Below are 20,251 nucleotides of genomic sequence, written 5' to 3'. Positions count from 1 at the left end.
CTGCGCGCCGGGCTCACTCGTAGCCGTAGGACTTGAGCCGCGCCTCGTCGTCGGCCCAGCCCGAGCGCACCTTGACCCAGAGTTCGAGGAAGACCTTGGCGTCGAACAGCTTCTCGAGCTCGGTGCGGGCCTCGGTGCCGATGCGCTTGAGGCGCTCGCCGCCATCGCCGATGACGATGCCCTTGTGGCCATCGCGCTCGACGATGATGGTGGCGGCGATCTTCATGAAGCGGCCGCCGGAATGGCCGGGTTCCTCGTCGAACTTCTCGATCACCACGGTCGAGGTGTAGGGCAGTTCGTCGCCGGTCAGGCGGAACAGCTTCTCGCGGATCATCTCGCCGGCGAGGAACTTCTCGCTGCGATCGCTGACCGCGTCCTCGTCGTAGTACCAGGGCTGCTCGGGCAGGTAGGCCTCGATGACCTTGAGCAGGCGTTTCGCATCGTCCTCGCGCTTCGAGCTCAACGGCACGTACTCGGCAAAGGCGTGGCGCTCGCCCATGCTCTTGAGCCAGGGCGCGAGTTCGGCGCGGCGCTGCACGAGGTCGAGCTTGTTGGCGATCAGCAGCACCGGCTTGCCGGGCGGCACCAGCGCCAGCACCTTGGCGTCGTCGAGGCCGAAGCGGCCGGCCTCGACCACGAACACCACCAGGTCCACGTCGCCCAGCACCGACTGCACCGTCTTGTTGAGCGCGCGATTGAGCGCCGTGGTGCCACGCGAGGTATGGCGGGTCTGGAAGCCGGGTGTGTCGACGAACACGAACTGGGTCGTGCCCTCGGTCGCGATGCCGGTGATGCGATGGCGCGTGGTCTGCGCCTTGCGCGAGGTGATGCTGACCTTCTGCCCGACCAGCGCGTTGAGCAGCGTGCTCTTGCCGACGTTGGGGCGACCGACGATGGCGATCAGGCCGCAGCGCCGGGGCTCGGTGTCGGCGGTCGGTTCGGGCGAGTCGGGCGGGGGAGCGGCGGTGTCGGTCATCGTGTGCGGGCGTGGAGCCAGCGAGGGCGCGCGGGCGGCGCGGCCGGCATGCAGTCCGAAGGACTAGACCGGGGAACGCAGTGTATCGAGAGCGGCGCTTGCCGCGGCCTGCTCGGCCGCGCGCCGCGAACGTCCTTCGCCGAGCGCCTCGATGCCGCGCGAGACGATGCGGCAGGCGACGACGAAGGTCTGGTCGTGCTGGCGGCCACGGGTGGAGTCGATGCGGTACTCGGGCAGCGGCTCGCGACGCGCCTGCAACCACTCCTGCAACTCGGTCTTCGGGTCCTTGGTCCAGCCCTCGGCGGCGCTGGCTTCCAGGCGCGGCGCGAACAGCCGCTCGACCAGTTGCCGCGCCGGTGCGAAGCCGGCATCGCGGTAGACCGCGCCGATCAGCGCCTCGAGCGCGTCGGCCAGGATCGAGGCGCGCTGCGCCCCGCCACTGCGGGCCTCGCCCTCGGACAGGCGCAGCAGGGCGGACAGGCCCAGATCGAGCGCGATGCTGTGCAGCATCTCCTCGCGCACCAGGTGGGCCCGCACGCGCGTGAGGTCGCCCTCGGGGGCTTCGGGAAAGCGGTCGAAGAGCAGTGCCGAGATGGTCGCGGTGAGCACCGCGTCACCGAGGAACTCGAGCCGCTCGTTGTGGTCGGCGCCGAAGCTCTTGTGGGTCAGCGCGCGCTGCAGCAGGGCCGGGTCGGAAAAGCGGTGCTGCAGCCGCGTCTGCAACGCCGGTAGCGCAGCCTCCGGGGCTGGCGCCGGCGCGTTCACTGCGAACGGCCGCTGTACTTGATCAGCAGGTACACCGGCTCCATCAGCAGGATCTCCTTGTCGTAGGCAAAGCTGACCACGAGCTTGTCGTTCTCCTTGCTCACGTTGAGGTCCTTGCCGGCAATGCTCTGGATCGAGTACTCGATCTCCTTCTGCTTCTCGAAGGCGTTGCGCACGTCCTGCACCGTGCTGCCGCCTTCCCTGGCGATCTTGTTGACCGCCTTCTGGATCGTGTAGTACTCGTTGACCGAAGGCAGGACCTTCATCACGACCAGCGCGAGGGTCGCAATGATCACGGCCCAGAACAGCAGGCCGAGCAGGGTGATACCGCGTTGGCGCGCCAGGGGCGCACGCCGTAGGGCTGAGATCATCGAGAACTCCTCCGACTTTGGTTGTTTCATTGGAACGATCCGATGCGCCTGAGGTTGCCCAGGTTCATCCAGACGAAGAAGGCGCGGCCGACGAGGTTGGCATCCGGCACGAAGCCCCAGTAGCGTGAATCCTGGGAGTTGTCGCGGTTGTCGCCCATCACGAAGTAGTGACCGGCCGGCACCTTGCAGACCACGCCCTCGGCGCTGTAGCGACAGGCCTCGCGGTCGGACTGGAACTCGGGCAGCGGCATGACGAAGCCAGGCGCGTTGCGCTCGTTGAGGATGCGGTGCTCGACGCTGCCGAGCTGTTCGCTGAACATCTGCGAATAGCGCAGGCTGTCGTCGTCGTAGTAGTCGGGCAGCGGCGTCTGCGGCACCGGCTTGCCGTTGATCGTCAGGCGCTTGTTGATGTAGGCCACCTCGTCGCCGGGCAGGCCGACCACGCGCTTGATGTAGTCGACACGCGGGTTGGGCGGGTAGCGGAACACGATCACGTCGCCCGGCTTGGGATCGTTGTTGGCAATGATCTTGGTGTTGCTCACCGGCAGCCGGATGCCGTAGTGAAACTTGTTGACCAGGATCAGGTCGCCGATCTCGAGCGTCGGGATCATCGAGCCCGACGGGATCTTGAAGGGCTCGAACAGGAACGAGCGCAGCAGGAACACGACCAGGATCACCGGGAACAGGCCGGCGGTCCAGTCGAGCCACCAGGGCTGGGCCAGCACCGCCTCGCGTGCGCTGTCGACCGAGGTGTCGACCTGCGTGATGCCCTGGCGATGCAACTTGTCGCGGCGTTGCGCGTCGCTGGCTTCGAGCGAGCGTGCGGCAGCCTGGCGTGCCGGCAGGAAGTGGAAACGCTCGGCCAGCCAGTAGCCGAAGGTCACCAGCGAAAGGACCAGCAGCAGCAGCGAGAAGTTGCCGGTCCAGGCGCCGAGATACCAGCCGCCCAGGTAGGCAACCAGCGCCCCGTAGAGGACGGCGGTCAAGGCACTCATGGCGGGCGGCGAGGCGACGGCGGTGGCGGTGGTGGTGGCGTCAGTCATCGACTTGCAGGATGGCGAGGAAGGCCTCCTGCGGCACCTCGACGGTTCCGATCTGCTTCATGCGTTTCTTGCCTGCCTTCTGTTTCTCGAGCAGCTTGCGCTTGCGGCTGATGTCGCCGCCATAGCATTTTGCCAGCACGTTCTTGCGCAGCGCCTTGATGTTTTCGCGCGCGATGATGTTGGCGCCGATCGCAGCCTGGATCGCGACGTCATACATCTGGCGCGGGATTTGTTCACGCATCTTGGCCACCACCGCACGGCCGCGGAACTGGCTCTGGGCACGGTGCACGATGATGCTGAGCGCATCGACGCGGTCGCCGTTGATCAGGATGTCGACCTTGACCACGTCGGCCGCGCGGTACTCCTTGAACTCGTAGTCCATCGAGGCGTAGCCGCGCGAGACGCTCTTGAGCTTGTCGAAGAAGTCCAGCACGATCTCGGCCAGCGGCATCTCGTAGGTCAGCATGACCTGGCGGCCGTGGTAGGCCATGTTGAGCTGCACGCCGCGCTTGAGGTTGGCCAGCGTCATCACCGGGCCGACGTAGTCCTGCGGCATGTAGAGATGCACCGTGACGATCGGCTCGCGGATCTCGGCGATCTTGCCGATCTCGGGCATCTTCGACGGGTTCTCGACATGGATCACGGTCGCGTCGGCGCCGCCGAGCACGACCTCGTAGACCACGCTCGGCGCGGTCGTGATCAGGTCCTGGTCGAACTCGCGCTCGAGCCGCTCCTGCACGATCTCCATGTGCAGCAGGCCGAGGAAGCCGCAGCGAAAGCCGAAGCCGAGCGCCTGGCTTACCTCGGGTTCATAGCGCAGCGAGCTGTCGTTGAGCTTGAGCTTCTCGAGCGCGTCGCGCAGCTGGTCGTACTCGCTGGCCTCGGTCGGGTAGAGGCCGGCGAAAACCTGCGGCTGGATTTCCTTGAAGCCGGGCAGCGGCTCGGTGGCCGGGCCGGCGTTGTTGGGCAGCTTCTTCTCGACGGTGATGGTGTCGCCCACCTTCGCCGCCTGCAGCTCCTTGATGCCGGCGATGATGAAGCCCACCTCGCCGGCGCGCAGTTCTTCGCGATCGACCGACTTCGGCGTGAACACGCCCAGGTGCTCCGCCGGGTAGATGGCGTCGGTGGCCATCATGCGGATGCGCTCGCCCTTCTTCAGCACGCCGTCGACCACGCGCACCAGCATCACGACGCCAACGTAGTTGTCGAACCAGCTGTCGATGATCATCGCGCGCAGCGACCCGCTGGCATTGCCCTTGGGCGCCGGCATGCGCTCGATCACCGCCTCGATGATCTCGTCGATGCCCATGCCGGTCTTGGCCGAGCACGGGATCGCATGCTCGGCATCGATGCCGATCACGTCCTCGATCTCGGCCTTGGCCGTCTCGGGATCGGCCTGCGGCAGGTCCATCTTGTTGAGTACCGGCACCACCTCGACACCGAGCTCGAGCGCGGTGTAGCAGTTCGCCACCGTCTGCGCCTCGACGCCCTGGCTGGCGTCGACCACCAGCAGCGCGCCTTCGCAAGCCGACAGCGAGCGGCTCACCTCATAGCTAAAGTCGACATGCCCGGGGGTGTCGATCAGGTTCAGGTTGTAGACCTTGCCGTCGCGCGCGGTGTACTGCAGCGCCGCGGTCTGGGCCTTGATCGTGATGCCGCGCTCGCGCTCGATGTCCATCGAGTCGAGCACCTGCGCCTCCATTTCGCGATCGCTGAGACCACCGCAGCGCTGGATGATGCGATCGGCGAGCGTGCTCTTGCCGTGGTCGATGTGGGCAATGATGGAGAAGTTGCGGATGTGGTCCATGTGACCTGCTGTACTGCCTGGTGATTCAAGCCGCGACGGCGGCGACCATCGCGAAGACCGCGGCGCCGAACTTCACGACGAGCCGGTCAGGCGATGCACTGATCGAGCTGTGTCGCGAGCAAAAAAAAGGCACGTCAAACCGGTGACGCGCCTTCCAACAAAAGAAAATGGCAACTGCTTTGTTGGACCTTCATTGTATCGAAGTCACCCCCTTGGAAACCGCACCGATGCTCGCTTTTGCGACGTTGCGACGCTCCAACAGGAATTGTTTTCAACACCTTATCCACAAATGCCTGTGGACGGCATGTGGATCGTTCGAAGGCCACCAGCAGCGGCGCTTGTCAGGCACGCAAACCGGCGTGGCGAAGCGCAGATTCTATCGAAGATCCGGCTGAATCGCCCGGAATCGACTAGATGTGTGCGCATGCTAACTTTTGCAAACGCCCGCTGATCGGCCGCCACCCCGTCCTGGGCGAGCGAGCCGCTCCCACCAAATGAAAAGACCCGGCAACCGAGTCGGTCGCCGGGCCTGGGTGGGTCAGCGCTCGGGCGCCGCCGGCGCCCAGGCTCTGTCGCCCATGGTTCAGCGCGAGGTCGTCGGGCGCACCAGCGCGTACTGCGCCCACTCGCCACGTCGGAACAGGACGCTGACCGGCTTGCTCTTGTCGAGCTTGGCAACGACGGCCTCGAACTGCTTGATGTCGGCGACCTCGGTGTTGGCCACGGCCAGGATCACGTCACCCTCGCGCAGGCCGGCACGTGCGGCCGAGCCCTCGACGGAGTCGATGCGCACACCACCCTTGACCTTGAGTTCGCGCTTCTGAGCGTCGCTCAGGTCGGCCAGGCCGAGCCCCATCGACGCCGCCGCGGCGGCCGGTGCCGCCTTGCCGCCGGCGGCCGGTGCCTGCGCCTTCTGGGTCGCATCGGGCTCGAGCTCGGCGACCATCACGTTGAGGTCGCGCGTGGCGCCCCGACGGAACACCTGCACCGTCGCCTTGGTACCCGGCTTGGTGTTGCCGACCAGGCGCGGCAGGTCGCTCGACTTCTCGACCGGCTTGCCCTCGAAACGGGTCACGATGTCACCGGCCTCGAGGCCCGCCTTGTCGGCCGGGCCGCCGCTTTCGACGCCGCGCACCAGCGCGCCGCTGGCCTTGCCCAAGCCGAGCGACTCGGCCACTTCCTTGGTGACCTCGCCGATCTGCACGCCGATGCGCCCGCGCACGACGCGGCCGCTGCCGCGCAGCTGGTCGGCCACGCGCGTTGCCTCGTCGATCGGGATCGCGAACGCGATGCCCATGTAGCCGCCCGAGCGGCTCAGGATCTGCGAGTTGATGCCGACCACCTCGCCGCGCAGGTTGAGCAGCGGGCCGCCGGAGTTGCCGGGGTTGATCGCGACGTCGGTCTGGATGAAGGGCACGTACTCGCCGGTGTCGCGCGCCTTGGCGCTGACGATGCCGGCCGTCACCGAGCTCTCGAGGCCGAAGGGCGAGCCGATCGCCATGACCCACTCGCCGACGCGCAGCTTGTTGACATCGCCGATCTTCACGGCCGGCAGACCGGCGGCTTCGATCTTGACCACGGCCACGTCGGTGCGCTTGTCGGCACCGATGACCTTGGCCTTGAATTCGCGCTTGTCGGTCAGCGTGACGTAGACCTCGTCGGCGCCGTCGACCACGTGCGCGTTGGTCATCACGTAGCCGTCGTTGCTGAAGATGAAGCCGGAGCCGACGCCACGCGGGGTTTCTTCCTCGGCGCCTGGCTGCTGCTGGCGCGGGCCGCCACGACGCGGCTGCCCGGGCTGGCCCGGCATCTGGCCGGGCGGCACGCCGAAGTAGCGGCGGAAGAACTCCTGCATCTCCTCGTCGCCCTCGGGCGCGCCACCGCGGCCGGGGCCGGCGTTGGCGCCGCCGTTGCGCACCGTGGTGCGGATGTTGACGACCGAGGGGCTGATCTGCTCGGCCAGATCGGCAAAGTCGGGCAGGCCGCGCGCGGCGGCCACTGCCGCTGGCGACTGGGCCTGGGCGTGCGAGACGCTCGGCGGCGTCAGCGCGGTCGCCGCGACCCCGGCCGCGACCACACCGGCCGCGGCAAAGCCCCAAAGACGCAGCGCGGGTGCACGTTGCGACAGATTCTCGAGTTTCGTTCGCATCAAAGCTCTTTCAGGATCGGACAAGTTGGACAGATTGAGGACTCGCTAACGCACGCATCCAGCATGCGAGGTGCATTCGAGGGACCAGAGCAACAAGGGGACGGGAACACCATGCGCCGCAACCAGTCACCGCGCCGCGGCTACGCCGAGGCAGGGCCCTACTTGCGACGTTCCAACGCGCCGGCAAAGGCCCGCAAGGTCAGAACCGGCACGTCGCCGATCACGGTGAGCCACCAATCTCCATGGCGAAGCGCCAAGGTCTGGGTGGCACCCATCGACATCAACAACTCCCGTTTGTGTCGTTGCGGGCGAAAAGGTTCGATGAACACCGAAACATGGTTCAAGCCGTCGGAAAAGCTGCTTTGCAGCACGGTTGCCCGAGCGTCGGCGTCGCCCATGGCCGCGGGGCGCGGCTGCTCGATGTCGATCACGCGCTTGACGCTGCGGCTGAGCACGAATCCGGGCGGCAGCTGGCGCGTGAGCCAGCCCTCACGCTCGAGATCGGTCGGATCGAGCACCGGACGCTCGACCCGGTAGCCTTCGAGCCGGCGCATGGCCTGCAGCACCTGCTCGGGCTGCGAACGGATGCCGATCTGCACCTCCGAGAAGGCCGAAGACTCGATGACCTCGTCGCGATCGCCAAGCACCTCGGCCCGCAACAGCAGTCCGGAGTTCTTCTCGGCCCACAGCCGCAGCCCGAAACGATAGGCGTCCCTGGGCTGCAGTTGCAGCACCAGCGCGTCGAGTCCGGCCACCCGATCGGCGCCGAGCGGGCGCGCGTCGTAGAGCCGCACGATGCGATCGGCGCTGGACTGCAGCAGCGACGGGAACTCGCCGAGCGCCTCGCGCGACTCCAACAGCGCGACCCGGCTCGTCGGCCACAGCGTGAGCACGGTGTCGTTGTGTCGCAGGACCCGGCGCCGCTGGCCGTCGAGCGAGTCGATGCGCTCGTACTGGTTGCGGCCGTCGCAGTAGTGGACGATGTGCGAGCTCGACACGGCGCCGCCGGCGCTGACGACGAAGATCCCTTGAAAGCTCTTGCGCCCGGCCGCTTCGTGCATGCGCGAAAGCCAGCGGCGCGCCTCGCGCGCATCGACCAGCGGATCGGCCGTCTGCGCCCGCGCCGGCGCCGCCCCGGTGAACCAGGCCGCGCTGACGCAGGCCAGCGCGCTCCAGAGGCGCTCGCGCTGCACCGGAGCAGCATTCAGGGCCAGCTTCGACATATCAGCGGCTCGGCCCTTCGTAGGTCGCGTTGCGCATGAAGCCCGAAGGCACCGCCAGCGCCGAGTTGCCTCCGAACTGCTGGTGCGCCGCCAGGTAGCGGTCGAGGCCGGCATCGCGCAGCAAGGAGCCGTTGGCGGCGATTGCCCGCGTCGGCTCGGCGACCAGGGCGCGCGGCGTCGGCACCGCCTCGACCGCGGCCACCAGTGCGGGAACCGCTGTTGCCGGACCGGCCGCCATCTGGGCCGAGCCGGCCTCGACGCCGCTCGGTGCCCGCAGCACGAACACCGAGCCCAGGACGGCCACGAAGCCGGCGGCAATCGCGCCCGAACCCATCCAGCGCCGGCGGGCAACGCTGCGGGCCGGTGCTTGCGACGGCGTCGGCGATGCGGCACCCCCGGCCTCGGCGGTCGGCGCCAGCACCACCGGCTCGGCGGCCAGTCGCTCGCGCAGCGCCTGCAGGAAGGTGGCGTCGGCCGCAGCCGGGCGGGCCAGGTCTTCGGAGCGCAGCACGTCGCCGATCAGGTGGAAGCTGTGCCAGCGCGCGCGCAACTGGGCGTCGTCGCGCCAGGCCAGGGACGCCGCGGCGGCCACCGAGGCGTCGGCCTCGCCGTCGCACAACGCGGACAGGTCCTCGGGCTGCAGGTTGATCGGGGGGGACTTCATCTACTGACTCCTGAATTCAAACCAGGGCGGCTACCAACGCTCGCCTTCGCGGGTGTCGAGCAGTGGTCGCAGCCTTTGAGCGATCGTGTCGCGGGCGCGGAAGATCCGCGAGCGCACGGTGCCGATCGGGCAATTCATCACGGCAGCGATCTCTTCGTAGCTGAGACCCTCGATCTCGCGCAACGTGATCGCCTGCCGCAGATCGTCTGACAGCGATTCGATCGCCGCGTTCACCGTGAGCGCGATTTCCTTGGTCGCCAGCACCGACTCCGGGGTCTCGCCGTCGCTTAGTTCGTTCTCGGCGCGGGAAGTTTCGTCGCCGTCCTCGTCGCCACCGAAGCGCGCCGCCTCGAAGACCAGCGGATCGCGCTTGAGTTCCATCAACTGCTTCTTGGCCGTGTTGACCGCGATGCGGTAGAGCCAGGTATAGAAGGCACTTTCGCCGCGGAACTGCGGCAGCGCGCGGTAGGCGCGGATGAAGGTTTCCTGGGCGATGTCGGGGACGAGGTCGACGTCGCGCACCATGCGCGCGATCAGCCGCTCGATGCGGCGCTGGTATTTGACGACCAGCATCTCGAAGGCGCGCGTGTCACCGCGCTTGACGCGCTCGACCAGCAGGGCATCGTCGTCGGCTGCGGTGCTCATGTCGGCGCGTGCCGGGCCACCCAAAACGCGCCGAGCACCCCCTCGGGGGGCAGCGAACGAAGGGAGCGGGCTGGCGTCATTGGCTCATGCGGGTGGATCGACGGCAGCGGGCTCCGCGCCGGCAGGGCCCGATGAATGTAGCGCACAGCGCAGGCCGTGCCAGTCGCCATCGGTGGCGCGACGCGAGAGCGCCAGCCACCGGATTCCCGGCAGGCCGATCGTCGCCGTGCGGCCGGGGCGCTCGGTGGGAACGAAGCGCAGCAGCAGGTGCTGGCCGAGGTCGAGCGCGACGGCCACCTGGCCGATCTGCTCCTCGGCGTCGTCATGGCTGGCCGCGCCGGTCGGCGTCAGCCACCAGTCATGGCCGTCCCAGCGCAGCCGCTGTGCGGGTCGAGGCCGCAGCGGCCACAGGCCCAAACCGACCATGGCGGCGCTGGCCAACGGCAGCAGCCAGGCGCCGCCACCCTTGAGCCAGGCCCAGGCGAGGCTGGTGGCCAGCGCCAGGATCGACAGCAGCAGCGCCGCCGCGAGCCAGGCCGGCCCGGTGCGCCATCTGACGGTGACCGCGGGCGCCGGTCGCATCGATCGGACTCAGCCCAGGGCCGCCGACCGATGCCGAGGCATCAGACCCGTTTGAAGACCAGCGAGCCGTTGGTGCCGCCGAAGCCGAAGTTGTTCTTGGCGGCGACGTCGATCCTCATCTCCCGCGCGGTGTTGGCGCAGTAGTCGAGGTCGCACTCCGGATCCTGGTTGAAGATGTTGATGGTCGGCGGCGAGACCTGGTGATGGATCGCCAGCACCGTGAACACCGACTCGATGCCGCCGGCGCCACCGAGCAGGTGGCCGGTCATCGACTTGGTGGAGTTCACCACCAACTTCTTCGCATGCTCGCCGAACGCCAGCTTGATGGCGTTGGTCTCGTTGAGGTCGCCCAGCGGCGTCGAGGTGCCGTGGGCGTTGAGGTACTGCACGGCATCGGCGTTGACACCGGCGTTACGCAATGCGGATTGCATTGCGCGGCGCGGACCGTCGACATCGGGCGCGGTCATGTGGAATGCATCGGCGCTCATGCCGAAGCCGGTCAACTCGGCGTAGATCTTCGCGCCGCGTGCCTTGGCGTGCTCGTACTCCTCGAGCACCATCACGCCGCCGCCCTCGCCGAGCACGAAGCCGTCGCGATCCTTGTCCCAGGGCCGCGAGGCGGCCGCCGGGTCGTCGTTGCGCAGCGACAGCGCACGCGCCGCCGCAAAGCCACCGATGCCCAGCGGCGAGACCGTGCTCTCGGCACCGCCGGCGATCATCACGTCGGCGTCCCCGTACTCGATCATCCGGCCGGCCTGGCCGATGCAGTGCAGCCCGGTCGTGCAGGCGGTGACGATGGCCAGGTTCGGCCCCTTGAAGCCGCACTGGATCGACACGTGGCCCGAGATCATGTTGATGATCGAGGCCGGCACGAAGAAGGGCGAGATGCGACGCGGCCCGCGCGCGGTGAGTTCGGCGTGCGTCTCCTCGATCATCGGCAGGCCGCCGATGCCGGAGCCGACGATGCAGCCGATGCGCTCGGCGAACTCTTCGCTCAGCGCGTCGCCGGTGGGCAGGCCCGCATCCTTGACCGCCTGCAGCGAGGCTGCCAGGCCGTAGTGGATGAAGGTGTCCATGTGGCGGGCTTCCTTGGCCGGGATGTACTCCTCGACATTGAAGCCCTTGACCTCGCCCGCAAAGCGCACCGCGAAGTTCGACGCATCGAACTTGGTGACGTTGGCGATGCCGGAACGCCCGGCGACGAGGTTGTCCCAGGATTCCGTCACCGTCAGGCCGACGGGCGTGACGAGCCCGAGCCCGGTGACGACGACACGACGACGACTCATAGCTCGCGCAAGCCTTCTCTACTACCCGCCAGCAGCCGCTCAGGCCGCCTTGGCGTGGTTCTGGGCGTAGGTGATCGCGAGCTGGACGGTCGTGATCTTCTCGGCCTCTTCGTCCGGGATCTCGATGCCGAACTCGTCTTCGAGGGCCATCACCAGTTCGACGGTGTCCAGCGAGTCGGCGCCGAGGTCGGCCACGAAGGCCTTCTCGTGGGTAACTTCGGCTTCGGCCACGCCGAGTTGCTCGGCAATGATCTTCTTGACGCGTGCTTCGATATCGCTCATGAAACTCCTCCAGGGAGGTAACGGGAAAAACAGGGCGGGATTCTAAAGGGTCTAGGGACGAGTCCCTAAGTCGTCGACGTGACAGCGGCCCGCTCCGGTTCCGCCACCCCGCGCGACGGGCATCAGTTCATGAACATGCCGCCGTTGACGTGCAACTCGGTGCCGGTGATGTAGCCGGCGGCGGGCGAGGCCAGGAAGGCCACCGCCGCCGCGATCTCCTGGGGCGCACCGAGTCGGCCAAGCGGAATCTGTGCCATCAACGCGGCCTTCTGGGCCTCGGGCAGCGCCTCGGTCATGTCGGTCTGGATGAAGCCGGGCGCCACGCAGTTGACGGTGATGCCACGGCTGCCGAGTTCGCGCGCCAGCGCCCGCGTCATGCCCGCCACGCCGGCCTTGGCGGCGGCGTAGTTGGCCTGGCCCGGGTTGCCCGAGGCGCCGACCACCGAGGTGATGCTGACGATGCGGCCGTAGCGTTGCTTCATCATCGGCCGCATCACGGCGCGGCTGGCGCGGAACACGGCTTTCAGGTTGGTGTCGAGCACCGCGTCCCAGTCCTCGTCCTTCATCCGCATTGCCAGCTGATCGCGCGTGATGCCGGCGTTGTTGACGAGGATGTGGATCGCACCGTGCTGCTTGACGATGGCGTCGACGGCAGCGTCGAGCGCACCGGCGTCGGTCACGTCGAGCTTGAGGCCGCTGCCGCCGGAGGCGGCCAGCGCCTCGCCGATCGCGGCGGCGCCGGCCTCGGTGGTCGCGGTGCCGATCACGCGCACCCCTTGCTCGGCGAGCGCAAGCGCGATGCTGCGGCCGATGCCGCGGCTGGCGCCGGTGACCAGGGCAACCTGGTCCTTCAGGCTCGAGAGATCGCTCATGCCAGCAACTCCTTGGTGGCGGCCATCGTCGCCGGGTCGCCGATGCCGCCGGCGACCAGTTCGCGATCGACCCGTGTGGCCAGCCCTTGCAGGACCTTGCCTGGGCCGCACTCGATGACATGGGTCGCGCCGCGCGCGCGCATCGCCTGGATCGTCTCGACCCAGCGCACCGGGCCGAAGGCCTGGCGGTAGAGGGCCTCGCGGATCGCTGCCGGATCGGTCTCGGCGCGCACGTCGATGTTGTTGATCAGCGCAATCTGCGGCGTGGCGATCGCCACGTCGGTCAGCGCCAGCTTGAGCCGATCGGCAGCGGGCTTCATCAGCGCGCAATGGAACGGTGCCGAGACCGCCAGCAGCAACGCCCGCTTGGCGCCCTTGGCCTTGACCAACTCGCAGGCCTTGTCCACCGCCGCCTTGGTGCCAGAGATCACGGTCTGCGCCGGATCGTTGAAGTTGGCGGCCGAGACCGGTTCGCCGGTGACGGCGGTCGCCTCGGCACAGGCTTCGACCACCGCGGCGGCCGGCAAGCCGAGCACCGCTGCCATCGCGCCGACGCCGGCCGGAACGGCCTCCTGCATCGCCTGTGCGCGCAGGCGCACCAGCCTGATCGCGTCGCCGAGTTGCAGGCTGCCGGCGGCGACCAGCGCGCTGTACTCGCCGAGCGAGTGACCGGCCACCGCGACCGGCGCCGGGCCGCCCTCGGCGCGCCAGGCGCGCCAGCAGGCAATCGACGCGGCCAGCATCACCGGCTGGGTGTTGACGGTCAGGTCGAGCTGCTCCTTCGGTCCGGCGTGGATCAGCGCGGCGAGGTCGTCGCCGAGCGCTGCCGAGGCCTCGGCCAGCGTGTCACGCACGGCCGGATGCTCGCCCCACGCGTCGAGCATGCCGACGGTCTGCGAGCCCTGGCCGGGAAAGACGAATGCAAATGCGGTCGTCATGGCTGGATCGGTCTCCGAAAGTTCTCTTGGAAGTGTCGCGGCCGGCGCAGCGCCGGCACGGATCAGAAATCGAGCAGCACCGCGCCCCAGGTGAAGCCGCCACCGACGCCTTCGAGCATCACGGTGTCGCCGCGCCCGATCTTGCCGCTGCGAACCGCATGGTCCAGCGCGAGCGGGATCGAGGCGGCCGAGGTGTTGCCGTGCTCGTCGACCGTCACCACCAGCTTCTCGAGCGGCAGCTTCAGCTTGCGCGCGGTGCCGTTCATGATGCGGATGTTGGCCTGGTGCGGGATCAGCCAGTCGATGTCGGCCTCGCTGCGACCGGCCTTGGCCAGCACCGCGCGCGCGGCCTGCTCGAGCACGCCGACCGCGAGCTTGAACACGGCCTGGCCGTCCATCTTGAGCAGCGGCTGGCCCAGCACCTCGCCGCCGGACACCGTGCCGGGCGTGCAGAGGATATCGACATGGCGGCCATCGGCATGCAGGTCGGTCGCCAGCAGCCCGGGCTGCTCGCTCGCCTCGAGGATCACGGCGCCGGCGCCGTCGCCGAACAGCACGCAGGTGGTGCGGTCGTTGAAATCGAGGATGCGAGAAAAGACCTCGGTGCCCACCACCAGTGCGCAGCGCGCGCTGCCGGACCGGATCATCGCGTCGGCCACCGTCAGGGCGTAGACGAAGCCCGAGCAGACCGCCTGCACGTCGAAGGCCGGGCACCCATGCACGCCGAGCTTGCGCTGCAGGATGCAGGCGGTCGACGGGAACACCATGTCGGGCGTCGAGGTGGCGACGATGATCAGGTCGATGTCGGCTGCCGCGCGTCCGGCCGCCTCGAGCGCGTGGCGCGAGGCCTCCAGCGCCAGGTCGCTCGAGTTGACCTCGGGCGCGGCGAAATGCCGGGCGCGAATGCCGGTGCGCTCGACGATCCACTCGTCCGAGCTCTCGATGCCGCGTTGCGCGAGGTCGGCGACGATGTCGGCATTGCTCAGGCGGCGCGGCGGCAGATAGCTGCCAGTGCCGCTGATGCGCGAGAACCTGGCGCCGGTCACGGCGTTCGCGGCGGACGGGAGGGCGGTGGAAGTCATGCGGCCTGGGCCACCGAGGCTTCCGCCGAATCGCCGGCCGGCATGGCCTGCAGCGTCTCGAGGATGCGGTCGTGGACCCGATCTAGCAGTCGGTTGCGAGCCGCATCATAGGCCCGGTTCAGCGCCTGCTCGAAGGCAAAGGCATCGGCCGAACCATGGCTCTTGAACACCAGGCCGCGCAGACCCAGCAACGCGGCGCCGTTGTAGCGCCGGTGGTCGACGCGGTGCTTGAAATGCTTGAGCACCGGCAGCGCCACCAGCGCCGCGAACTTGGTGTACCAGTTGCGCGTGAACTCCTGGCGGATGATGCTGGTGAGCATCGCAGCCAGGCCCTCGGCCGTCTTGAGCGCCACGTTGCCGACGAAGCCATCGCAGACCACCAGATCGGTGGTGCCCTTGAAGATGTCGTTGCCTTCGACGTTGCCGTGGAAGTTGAGGTGGCCGCCGTCGGCCGCCGCGCGCAGCAGTTCGCCGGCACGCTTGATCGTCTCGCTGCCCTTGATCGCCTCTTCGCCGATGTTGAGCAGGCCGACGCTCGGCTCTTCCTTACCCTCGACCGCGGCCACCAGCGCCGATCCCATCACCGCGAACTGCAGCAGGTGTTCGGCCGTGCAGTCGACGTTGGCGCCGAGGTCCAGCACCGTGGTGTGACCGTCGTGTTCATTCGGCATGACGGTGGCGATGGCTGGCCGATCGATGCCATCGAGCGTCTTCAGCAGATAGCGCGACACCGCCATCAGAGCGCCGGTATTGCCGGCCGAGACGCAGGCATCGGCCGCCGCGCGTGCATCGGGAACGGCCGGCTTGAGCTGCGTGATCGCCACGCGCATCGACGAGTCCTTCTTGCGCCGCAGGGCAACCTCGACCGGGTCGTCCATCGTGACGACTTCGCTGGCGGGCACGACGCTGCAGCGCTCGATCCCGGCCGCGCCGGCGAGCGCCTCGGGCTTGCCGACCAGCAACACCTCGGCCTGCGGGTGGGCCGCAAGGAAAGCGCGCACCGCGGGCAGCGTGATCGCCGGCCCGTGGTCGCCGCCCATCGCGTCGACCGCGATGCGAATCGGGCCCGGCAGGGGAGCAATGCTCATCGCAGCTTCAGTTCAGCAAAGCGCAAACCCGGCCGCCTGCAACGCAGAGGGCCGGGTCGGAGGCTGGCGGCCAGCATCAAGCAAGGAGAAAAGCAGTCCGCACAAAGGCCCTGGGGCGCCCGAGGCAGACGGACTCAAATCAGGCGTCGGCCTTGGTCTTGAGCACCTTGCGGCCACGGTAGAAACCGTTGGCGCTGATGTGGTGGCGCAGATGCACTTCACCGGTGGTCGGCTCGATCGCGGTACCCGGCGTGACCAGGGCGTTGTGCGAGCGGTGCATGCCGCGCTTGGAAGGCGACTTCTTGTTTTGTTGAACGGCCATGATGGGCTCCTGAATTCAGAGGTGGCGCTGGGTTCGTGGCGCCGTGGGGGCATGCACAACAACCGTGCCTGCCGCTCGACCGGTGCCCCGCTATGCCAGGGGCTTTCTCGGGCCACGCTCACTTGCCACATGTTGGGACTCGCAGAGCCCCGAAAAGCCTGAGATTGTAGCACAAGCAACCCGGCCGAGTGCCGTCATGACCGCCCCACAGCGCCATGCGCCAGTCCGGGATCAGTGCCCCTTGCCTGGCACCTTGAGTTGCGCCAGCACCGCAAACGGGCTCGGCCGCTCTGCTGCAGCCCCGTCTTCGTCAGCGGCCGGCTCGAGCGCCTCCTCGCCGGCCGACATCGGCAGCGGTCGCGGGCACGACTCATGGCGGGCCACCAGGGGCAGCTCGAGCAGCAGTTCGTCTTCGATCAGCGCCCGGGCATCGACCGCGCGCTGCAGCGGCAGCACGTCGTCGTCGCTGTCGTCGTCCAGCGCAGCCGCGGCTTCCTCGCCGCCGGGCACGAAGCGCAGCCAGCGGTCCGCCACCACCGTCACGGCCACGGGCTGCAGGCAGCGCTGGCATTCCATCGAAACAATGGCACGGGCCTCGACATGGAGCCAGGTCTCGGGCTCGGCGCCGAGCCGTGTCCGCTGCTCGCCGTGCAGCGCCCAGGAAACCGCGTCGGCGGCGCTTGCCGATTGCGGCTCGGCCGCCCTGGCGCTCGCACCGCGTTCGATCTCGGCCAGCCGCTCGAGCTCGGCCAGCGGCCAGCTGCCGGACAGCGCATCGCGATGCTCGGCGAACGCGGCAACGTCGAGCCGGAGCGGGTTGGTGTTTCGGGACGCGGCCATGGCGCCAAGTGTAGGCGCGCGGCCTGCCGGACAATGGCAGTCGATGACCACGCCCGCCCTGCCCCGTCTCGTGCTCGGCTCGACCTCGCGCTACCGCCGCGAGTTGCTCGAACGCCTGCGCCTGCCCTTCGACGTCACCAGCCCCGATGTCGACGAGACCCCGCAGCCCGGCGAGTTGCCGGCGGCACTGGCGCAGCGGCTGGCGCTGGCCAAGGCGCGTGCGGTGGCGGCGACTTGCCAAGACGCCGTCGTGATCGGCTCCGACCAGGTCGCCGACCTCGACGGCCTGGCCATCGGCAAGCCCGGAACCCACGAGCGCGCCGTGGCGCAACTGCGCGCGATGCGCGGACGCAGCGTCGTGTTCCAGACCGCGGTTGCCGTCGTGCGATCGGCCACCGGCTTCGAGGCGATGCGGCTGGTGCCCGTGCGGGTGCGTTTTCGCCAGTTGAGCGATGCCGAGATCGAAACCTACCTGCGCCTGGAGCAACCCTACGACTGCGCCGGCAGCGCCAAGAGCGAGACGCTCGGCATCGGGCTGCTCGACGCCATCGAATCCGACGACCCGACGGCACTGGTCGGACTGCCGCTGATTGCCACCTGCGCGCTGCTGCGCGAGGCCGGATTCGACCCGCTGCATGCGGCCAGCTTGCACTCGAGCCGATGAGCCCGACCCCGCCCTCCCGCCGCGGCGCCCTGGTGCTCGTGCCGAATACTCTCGACCTCGGCGCACTGGCCCCGGGCGCGGCCGAGCCGGACCTGCAGCAGGTGTTGCCGCTGGGCGCGATCGACGCCGCCGCCACGCTGACGCACTGGGTCTGCGAGAACGCCAAGACGACTCGCGCCTTCCTCAAGCGCGTCAACGCCATCGTGCCGCTGGTGCAGCCGCTGCAGGCGCTCCACATTCGCGAGCTGCCGCGCGCGCCCAAGGGTGGCGCCAAGCTGGTCGTGACGCCCGACCTGCGACCGCTGCTGCAGCCGGCACTGGATCAGGGGCAGGACATCGGCCTGCTGTCCGAGGCCGGACTGCCGGCGGTGGCCGACCCCGGCGCCGATCTGGTCGCCGCCGCGCACAAGGCCGGCATCGAGGTGCGGCCGCTGTCGGGCCCGAGTTCGATCGTGCTGGCGGTTGCCGCCAGCGGGCTCAACGGCCAGAGCTTTGCGTTCGTCGGCTACCTGCCGCAGGACGAGGCCGGCCGCGCCGCACGCATTCGCACGCTGGAGGCGCGCTCGCTGTCCGAACGCCAGACCCAACTGGCGATCGAGACGCCCTACCGCAACGAGGCGCTGATGGCCGCCCTGCTGGCGCACCTGCGGCCGACCACGCGTCTGTCGGTGGCCTGCGGCCTCACGCTCGAAGGCGGCTGGAATCGCAGTCTCAGCGTGGCCGAGTGGCGTCAGTCGCCGCCGCAGTTTGCGAAGAACCTGCCAGCGGTGTTCGGCTGGCTCGCCGCTGGCTGAGCTCGCGCCAGAGCACGTACAGCAGCAAGCCGGTGACGATGCCAATCGCGTCGGCCACCACATCCCTGACGTCGGGTGTTCGGTCTGGCGTGAAGGCCTGGGCGATCTCGATGCCGATGCCCAGCGCCAGCAGCCCCAGCGCGAGCGCCCATACCGGTCGCAGTGCGGCCAGCACGCCAAGCACCATGAGCACGGCAAATGCGGCAATGTGCTCGAGCTTGTCGAGATACTCGATGGGTTCCGGCTCGGTCGATGCCGGCTTGAGCGCGAAGAACAGCGCCACCAGCACTGCCAGCACAAACAGCAGGCGCCAGCGCCGTGCCGTCATTGGCTGACCGGGATCCGACGCCTCGGTGCGGGAGTCGGTCGTGCTGGACCTGAGCTAGCCGCCAAGCAGCGAAGCGACCTTGCGCTTGAGCTTGATGTTGCGCGACACGCCCGCAGCCGGTGTCGGCGCGGCGTCGCCCTTCTCCCAGACCGGGTTGGCCGTGGTGCTCGGCTCGTAGGGGCGATCGAAGAACGGGTCGGCCGATGCGCGCGGCGTTGCCGGACGCGGCGCATAGGGCGCGCGCCGCTCGGTGCCAGGCGCCACGGCCCGGGGCGCACGTTCGCCCTCGTCGTCGCTGCGGCGCGGCGGCCGCCGCGGGCGATCATCGTCGAGTTCGAGCGGCTCGATCTCGAGCGTCTTCTTGATCAGCTTCTCGATGTCCGAGATCAGCCGCGCATCGTCGCGGTCGACCAGCGTGACCGCCAAGCCAGAGGCGCCGGCGCGGCCGGTGCGGCCAATGCGGTGCACATAGTCCTCGGCGTTGAACGGCACGTCGAAGTTGAAGACCGCCGGCAGATCGGCGATGTCGAGGCCGCGCGCGGCGACGTCGGTGGCGACCATCAGGTCGACTTCGCCGGCCTTGAAGGCGGCCAGCGACTTGAGGCGCTCGTCCTGCGAGCGGTCGCCATGCAGCGCGGTAGTGCGCAGGCCGTCGCGCTCGAAGGTGCGCGCCAGGCGGGCGGCGCCGAGCTTGGAGTTCACGAAGATGATCGCCTGCGAGAGCTCGCGGTCCTTCAGGATCTGGCGCACCGCGCGCCGCTTGTCGTCTTCATCGACGCGGTAGAAGCGCTGCTCGACGTTGGTGGCGGTCGCGTTGGGCCGCGCCACTTCCACCAGCAGCGGATCCTGCAGATAACTCTGGGCCAAGCGCTTGATCTCGGGCGAGAAGGTGGCCGAGAACAGCAGCGTCTGGCGTTGCTTTGGCAGGTAGCTGAGGATGCGCTGCAGGTCGGGCAGGAAGCCGATGTCGAGCATGCGGTCGGCCTCGTCGAGCACGACGTACTCGACCTGACCCAGATTGCAGTTCTTGGCCTCGATGTGGTCGAGCAGGCGGCCTGGCGTGGCGATCAGCACCTCGACGCCCTTCTTGAGCTCGAGCGTCTGCGGCTTCATGTCGATGCCGCCGAAGACCACCGCCGAGCGCAGCAGCGTGTGCTTGGCGTAGGTCTTGACGTTGTTGGCGACCTGGTCGGCCAGCTCACGCGTCGGTGCGATCACCAACGCGCGCACCGGATGGCGCGCCGGAGACACCGAGGCGCTCTCGTGGCGCAGCATCTTCTGCAACAGCGGCAGCGTGAACGCGGCCGTCTTGCCGGTGCCGGTCTGGGCCGCACCCATGATGTCGCGGCCGGCCAGCACGATCGGGATCGCCTTGGCCTGGATCGGCGTCATCGAGGTGTAGCCGGAGTCGGCCACCGCTCTCAGCAGCTTGGGATCGAGCGCGAGCGTGTCGAAACGGGAGGGCGGCGCGACTTGAACCTCTGCGCCGGAGGCGGCCGCGTCGGCGGCCGGGGGAGATTGGGACATTCC

General features: G+C 68.6%; 22 protein-coding genes. 2 read left to right on the top strand and 20 right to left on the bottom strand.

Translation table 11 applies throughout. From position 1 onward, the window contains the following. Positions 1 to 13: 13 nt before the first annotated feature. From era to EV670_RS15040, 18 genes are all read right to left on the bottom strand, one after another. A complete protein-coding gene (gene era / locus EV670_RS15125) occupies positions 14 to 976 on the bottom strand; it encodes a GTPase Era (RefSeq protein ID WP_130433559.1) in 963 nt (320 codons plus the stop codon). Positions 977 to 1,039: 63 nt separating this feature from the next. Then, positions 1,040 to 1,741 (bottom strand): ribonuclease III, encoded by a 702-nt coding sequence (rnc, locus tag EV670_RS15120; protein WP_130433557.1) that lies wholly within the window; start codon positions 1,739 to 1,741, stop codon positions 1,040 to 1,042. Then, positions 1,738 to 2,112, bottom strand: a complete 375-nt coding sequence (locus EV670_RS15115) for a DUF4845 domain-containing protein (RefSeq protein WP_207225081.1) — start codon at positions 2,110 to 2,112, stop codon at positions 1,738 to 1,740. Before EV670_RS15115 ends, rnc begins: the two co-directional genes overlap by 4 nt. Positions 2,113 to 2,138: 26 nt before the next feature. After that, a complete protein-coding gene (gene lepB / locus EV670_RS15110) occupies positions 2,139 to 3,107 on the bottom strand; it encodes a signal peptidase I (protein ID WP_130433555.1) in 969 nt (322 codons plus the stop codon). A 40-nt stretch (positions 3,108 to 3,147) separates the two neighbouring features. Further along, positions 3,148 to 4,962: a translation elongation factor 4 gene (gene lepA, locus EV670_RS15105; protein WP_130433553.1), complete on the bottom strand. Its 1,815-nt coding sequence runs from the start codon at positions 4,960 to 4,962 to the stop codon at positions 3,148 to 3,150. Between the two features lie 583 nt (positions 4,963 to 5,545). After that, positions 5,546 to 7,111 carry a DegQ family serine endoprotease gene (locus EV670_RS15100; protein WP_130433551.1) on the bottom strand — a complete coding sequence of 522 codons (1,566 nt, stop codon included), beginning with the start codon at positions 7,109 to 7,111 and terminating at the stop codon, positions 5,546 to 5,548. Between the two features lie 158 nt (positions 7,112 to 7,269). Next, a complete protein-coding gene (locus EV670_RS15095) occupies positions 7,270 to 8,334 on the bottom strand; it encodes a MucB/RseB C-terminal domain-containing protein (protein WP_130433549.1) in 1,065 nt (354 codons plus the stop codon). A 1-nt stretch (position 8,335) separates the two neighbouring features. Further along, positions 8,336 to 8,998: a sigma-E factor negative regulatory protein gene (locus EV670_RS15090; protein WP_130433547.1), complete on the bottom strand. Its 663-nt coding sequence runs from the start codon at positions 8,996 to 8,998 to the stop codon at positions 8,336 to 8,338. Between the two features lie 30 nt (positions 8,999 to 9,028). Then, positions 9,029 to 9,643 carry an RNA polymerase sigma factor RpoE gene (rpoE, locus tag EV670_RS15085; RefSeq protein WP_130433545.1) on the bottom strand — a complete coding sequence of 205 codons (615 nt, stop codon included), beginning with the start codon at positions 9,641 to 9,643 and terminating at the stop codon, positions 9,029 to 9,031. Between the two features lie 84 nt (positions 9,644 to 9,727). Continuing rightward, the gene (locus tag EV670_RS15080) at positions 9,728 to 10,225 is read right to left on the bottom strand and encodes a hypothetical protein (protein WP_130433543.1); all 498 of its coding nucleotides are present in this window, start codon (positions 10,223 to 10,225) and stop codon (positions 9,728 to 9,730) included. A 41-nt stretch (positions 10,226 to 10,266) separates the two neighbouring features. Beyond that, the gene (gene fabF, locus EV670_RS15075) at positions 10,267 to 11,511 is read right to left on the bottom strand and encodes a beta-ketoacyl-ACP synthase II (protein ID WP_130433541.1); all 1,245 of its coding nucleotides are present in this window, start codon (positions 11,509 to 11,511) and stop codon (positions 10,267 to 10,269) included. Between the two features lie 39 nt (positions 11,512 to 11,550). Next, the gene (gene acpP, locus EV670_RS15070; protein WP_130433539.1) at positions 11,551 to 11,793 is read right to left on the bottom strand and encodes an acyl carrier protein; all 243 of its coding nucleotides are present in this window, start codon (positions 11,791 to 11,793) and stop codon (positions 11,551 to 11,553) included. Between the two features lie 122 nt (positions 11,794 to 11,915). Further along, entirely contained in the window at positions 11,916 to 12,665 is a 750-nt protein-coding gene (gene fabG, locus EV670_RS15065) for a 3-oxoacyl-ACP reductase FabG (RefSeq protein ID WP_130433537.1), read from the bottom strand. Next, positions 12,662 to 13,603 carry an ACP S-malonyltransferase gene (gene fabD, locus EV670_RS15060; protein WP_130433535.1) on the bottom strand — a complete coding sequence of 314 codons (942 nt, stop codon included), beginning with the start codon at positions 13,601 to 13,603 and terminating at the stop codon, positions 12,662 to 12,664. The genes fabG and fabD overlap by 4 nt, the downstream gene beginning before the upstream one ends. Positions 13,604 to 13,665: 62 nt before the next feature. After that, complete coding sequence (locus EV670_RS15055) at positions 13,666 to 14,685, bottom strand: beta-ketoacyl-ACP synthase III (RefSeq protein ID WP_130433533.1); 1,020 nt, start codon at positions 14,683 to 14,685, stop codon at positions 13,666 to 13,668. Continuing rightward, the gene (gene plsX / locus EV670_RS15050) at positions 14,682 to 15,773 is read right to left on the bottom strand and encodes a phosphate acyltransferase PlsX (RefSeq protein WP_130433531.1); all 1,092 of its coding nucleotides are present in this window, start codon (positions 15,771 to 15,773) and stop codon (positions 14,682 to 14,684) included. Before plsX ends, EV670_RS15055 begins: the two co-directional genes overlap by 4 nt. 139 nt (positions 15,774 to 15,912) lie before the next feature. Then, on the bottom strand, positions 15,913 to 16,095 hold the full coding sequence (gene rpmF / locus EV670_RS15045) for a 50S ribosomal protein L32 (RefSeq protein WP_130433529.1): 183 nt from the start codon (positions 16,093 to 16,095) through the stop codon (positions 15,913 to 15,915). A 231-nt stretch (positions 16,096 to 16,326) separates the two neighbouring features. Beyond that, positions 16,327 to 16,935 (bottom strand): YceD family protein, encoded by a 609-nt coding sequence (locus EV670_RS15040; RefSeq protein WP_130433527.1) that lies wholly within the window; start codon positions 16,933 to 16,935, stop codon positions 16,327 to 16,329. 43 nt (positions 16,936 to 16,978) lie between these two features. Here EV670_RS15040 and EV670_RS15035 point away from each other — a divergent pair, with 43 nt between their 5' ends. Together EV670_RS15035 and EV670_RS15030 are read left to right on the top strand one after the other, a co-directional pair. Next, positions 16,979 to 17,599: a Maf family nucleotide pyrophosphatase gene (locus EV670_RS15035; RefSeq protein WP_130433525.1), complete on the top strand. Its 621-nt coding sequence runs from the start codon at positions 16,979 to 16,981 to the stop codon at positions 17,597 to 17,599. Then, the gene (locus tag EV670_RS15030; RefSeq protein ID WP_130433523.1) at positions 17,596 to 18,393 is read left to right on the top strand and encodes an SAM-dependent methyltransferase; all 798 of its coding nucleotides are present in this window, start codon (positions 17,596 to 17,598) and stop codon (positions 18,391 to 18,393) included. Before EV670_RS15035 ends, EV670_RS15030 begins: the two co-directional genes overlap by 4 nt. Here the strand turns inward: EV670_RS15030 and EV670_RS15025 are convergent. Both EV670_RS15025 and EV670_RS15020 read right to left on the bottom strand, forming a co-directional pair. Further along, a complete protein-coding gene (locus EV670_RS15025; protein ID WP_130433521.1) occupies positions 18,311 to 18,721 on the bottom strand; it encodes a VanZ family protein in 411 nt (136 codons plus the stop codon). The genes EV670_RS15030 and EV670_RS15025 overlap by 83 nt on opposite strands. Positions 18,722 to 18,775: 54 nt before the next feature. After that, positions 18,776 to 20,248 (bottom strand): DEAD/DEAH box helicase, encoded by a 1,473-nt coding sequence (locus tag EV670_RS15020; protein ID WP_130433519.1) that lies wholly within the window; start codon positions 20,246 to 20,248, stop codon positions 18,776 to 18,778. Between the last annotated feature and the right edge of the window lie 3 nt (positions 20,249 to 20,251).

This window comes from Rivibacter subsaxonicus, assembly GCF_004217215.1.
Classification (GTDB): domain Bacteria; phylum Pseudomonadota; class Gammaproteobacteria; order Burkholderiales; family Burkholderiaceae_C; genus Rivibacter; species Rivibacter subsaxonicus.
Note: the sequence above shows the minus strand (reverse complement) of the source record. Positions and strands in the feature narration are given on the sequence as shown.

Bases quoted from the DNA above. Each gene is read 5' to 3' on its own strand.
- era (WP_130433559.1), bottom strand. From the start codon at position 976: ATGACCGACACCGCCGCTCCCCCGCCCGACTCGCCCGAACCGACCGCC.
- EV670_RS15115 (WP_207225081.1), bottom strand. From the start codon at position 2,112: ATGATCTCAGCCCTACGGCGTGCGCCCCTGGCGCGCCAACGCGGTATC.
- lepB (WP_130433555.1), bottom strand. From the start codon at position 3,107: ATGAGTGCCTTGACCGCCGTCCTCTACGGGGCGCTGGTTGCCTACCTG.
- lepA (WP_130433553.1), bottom strand. From the start codon at position 4,962: ATGGACCACATCCGCAACTTCTCCATCATTGCCCACATCGACCACGGC.
- EV670_RS15100 (WP_130433551.1), bottom strand. From the start codon at position 7,111: ATGCGAACGAAACTCGAGAATCTGTCGCAACGTGCACCCGCGCTGCGT.
- EV670_RS15095 (WP_130433549.1), bottom strand. From the start codon at position 8,334: ATGTCGAAGCTGGCCCTGAATGCTGCTCCGGTGCAGCGCGAGCGCCTC.
- EV670_RS15090 (WP_130433547.1), bottom strand. From the start codon at position 8,998: ATGAAGTCCCCCCCGATCAACCTGCAGCCCGAGGACCTGTCCGCGTTG.
- rpoE (WP_130433545.1), bottom strand. From the start codon at position 9,643: ATGAGCACCGCAGCCGACGACGATGCCCTGCTGGTCGAGCGCGTCAAG.
- EV670_RS15080 (WP_130433543.1), bottom strand. From the start codon at position 10,225: ATGCGACCGGCGCCCGCGGTCACCGTCAGATGGCGCACCGGGCCGGCC.
- fabF (WP_130433541.1), bottom strand. From the start codon at position 11,511: ATGAGTCGTCGTCGTGTCGTCGTCACCGGGCTCGGGCTCGTCACGCCC.
- acpP (WP_130433539.1), bottom strand. From the start codon at position 11,793: ATGAGCGATATCGAAGCACGCGTCAAGAAGATCATTGCCGAGCAACTC.
- fabG (WP_130433537.1), bottom strand. From the start codon at position 12,665: ATGAGCGATCTCTCGAGCCTGAAGGACCAGGTTGCCCTGGTCACCGGC.
- fabD (WP_130433535.1), bottom strand. From the start codon at position 13,603: ATGACGACCGCATTTGCATTCGTCTTTCCCGGCCAGGGCTCGCAGACC.
- EV670_RS15055 (WP_130433533.1), bottom strand. From the start codon at position 14,685: ATGACTTCCACCGCCCTCCCGTCCGCCGCGAACGCCGTGACCGGCGCC.
- plsX (WP_130433531.1), bottom strand. From the start codon at position 15,773: ATGAGCATTGCTCCCCTGCCGGGCCCGATTCGCATCGCGGTCGACGCG.
- rpmF (WP_130433529.1), bottom strand. From the start codon at position 16,095: ATGGCCGTTCAACAAAACAAGAAGTCGCCTTCCAAGCGCGGCATGCAC.
- EV670_RS15040 (WP_130433527.1), bottom strand. From the start codon at position 16,935: ATGGCCGCGTCCCGAAACACCAACCCGCTCCGGCTCGACGTTGCCGCG.
- EV670_RS15035 (WP_130433525.1), top strand. From the start codon at position 16,979: ATGACCACGCCCGCCCTGCCCCGTCTCGTGCTCGGCTCGACCTCGCGC.
- EV670_RS15030 (WP_130433523.1), top strand. From the start codon at position 17,596: ATGAGCCCGACCCCGCCCTCCCGCCGCGGCGCCCTGGTGCTCGTGCCG.
- EV670_RS15025 (WP_130433521.1), bottom strand. From the start codon at position 18,721: ATGACGGCACGGCGCTGGCGCCTGCTGTTTGTGCTGGCAGTGCTGGTG.
- EV670_RS15020 (WP_130433519.1), bottom strand. From the start codon at position 20,248: ATGTCCCAATCTCCCCCGGCCGCCGACGCGGCCGCCTCCGGCGCAGAG.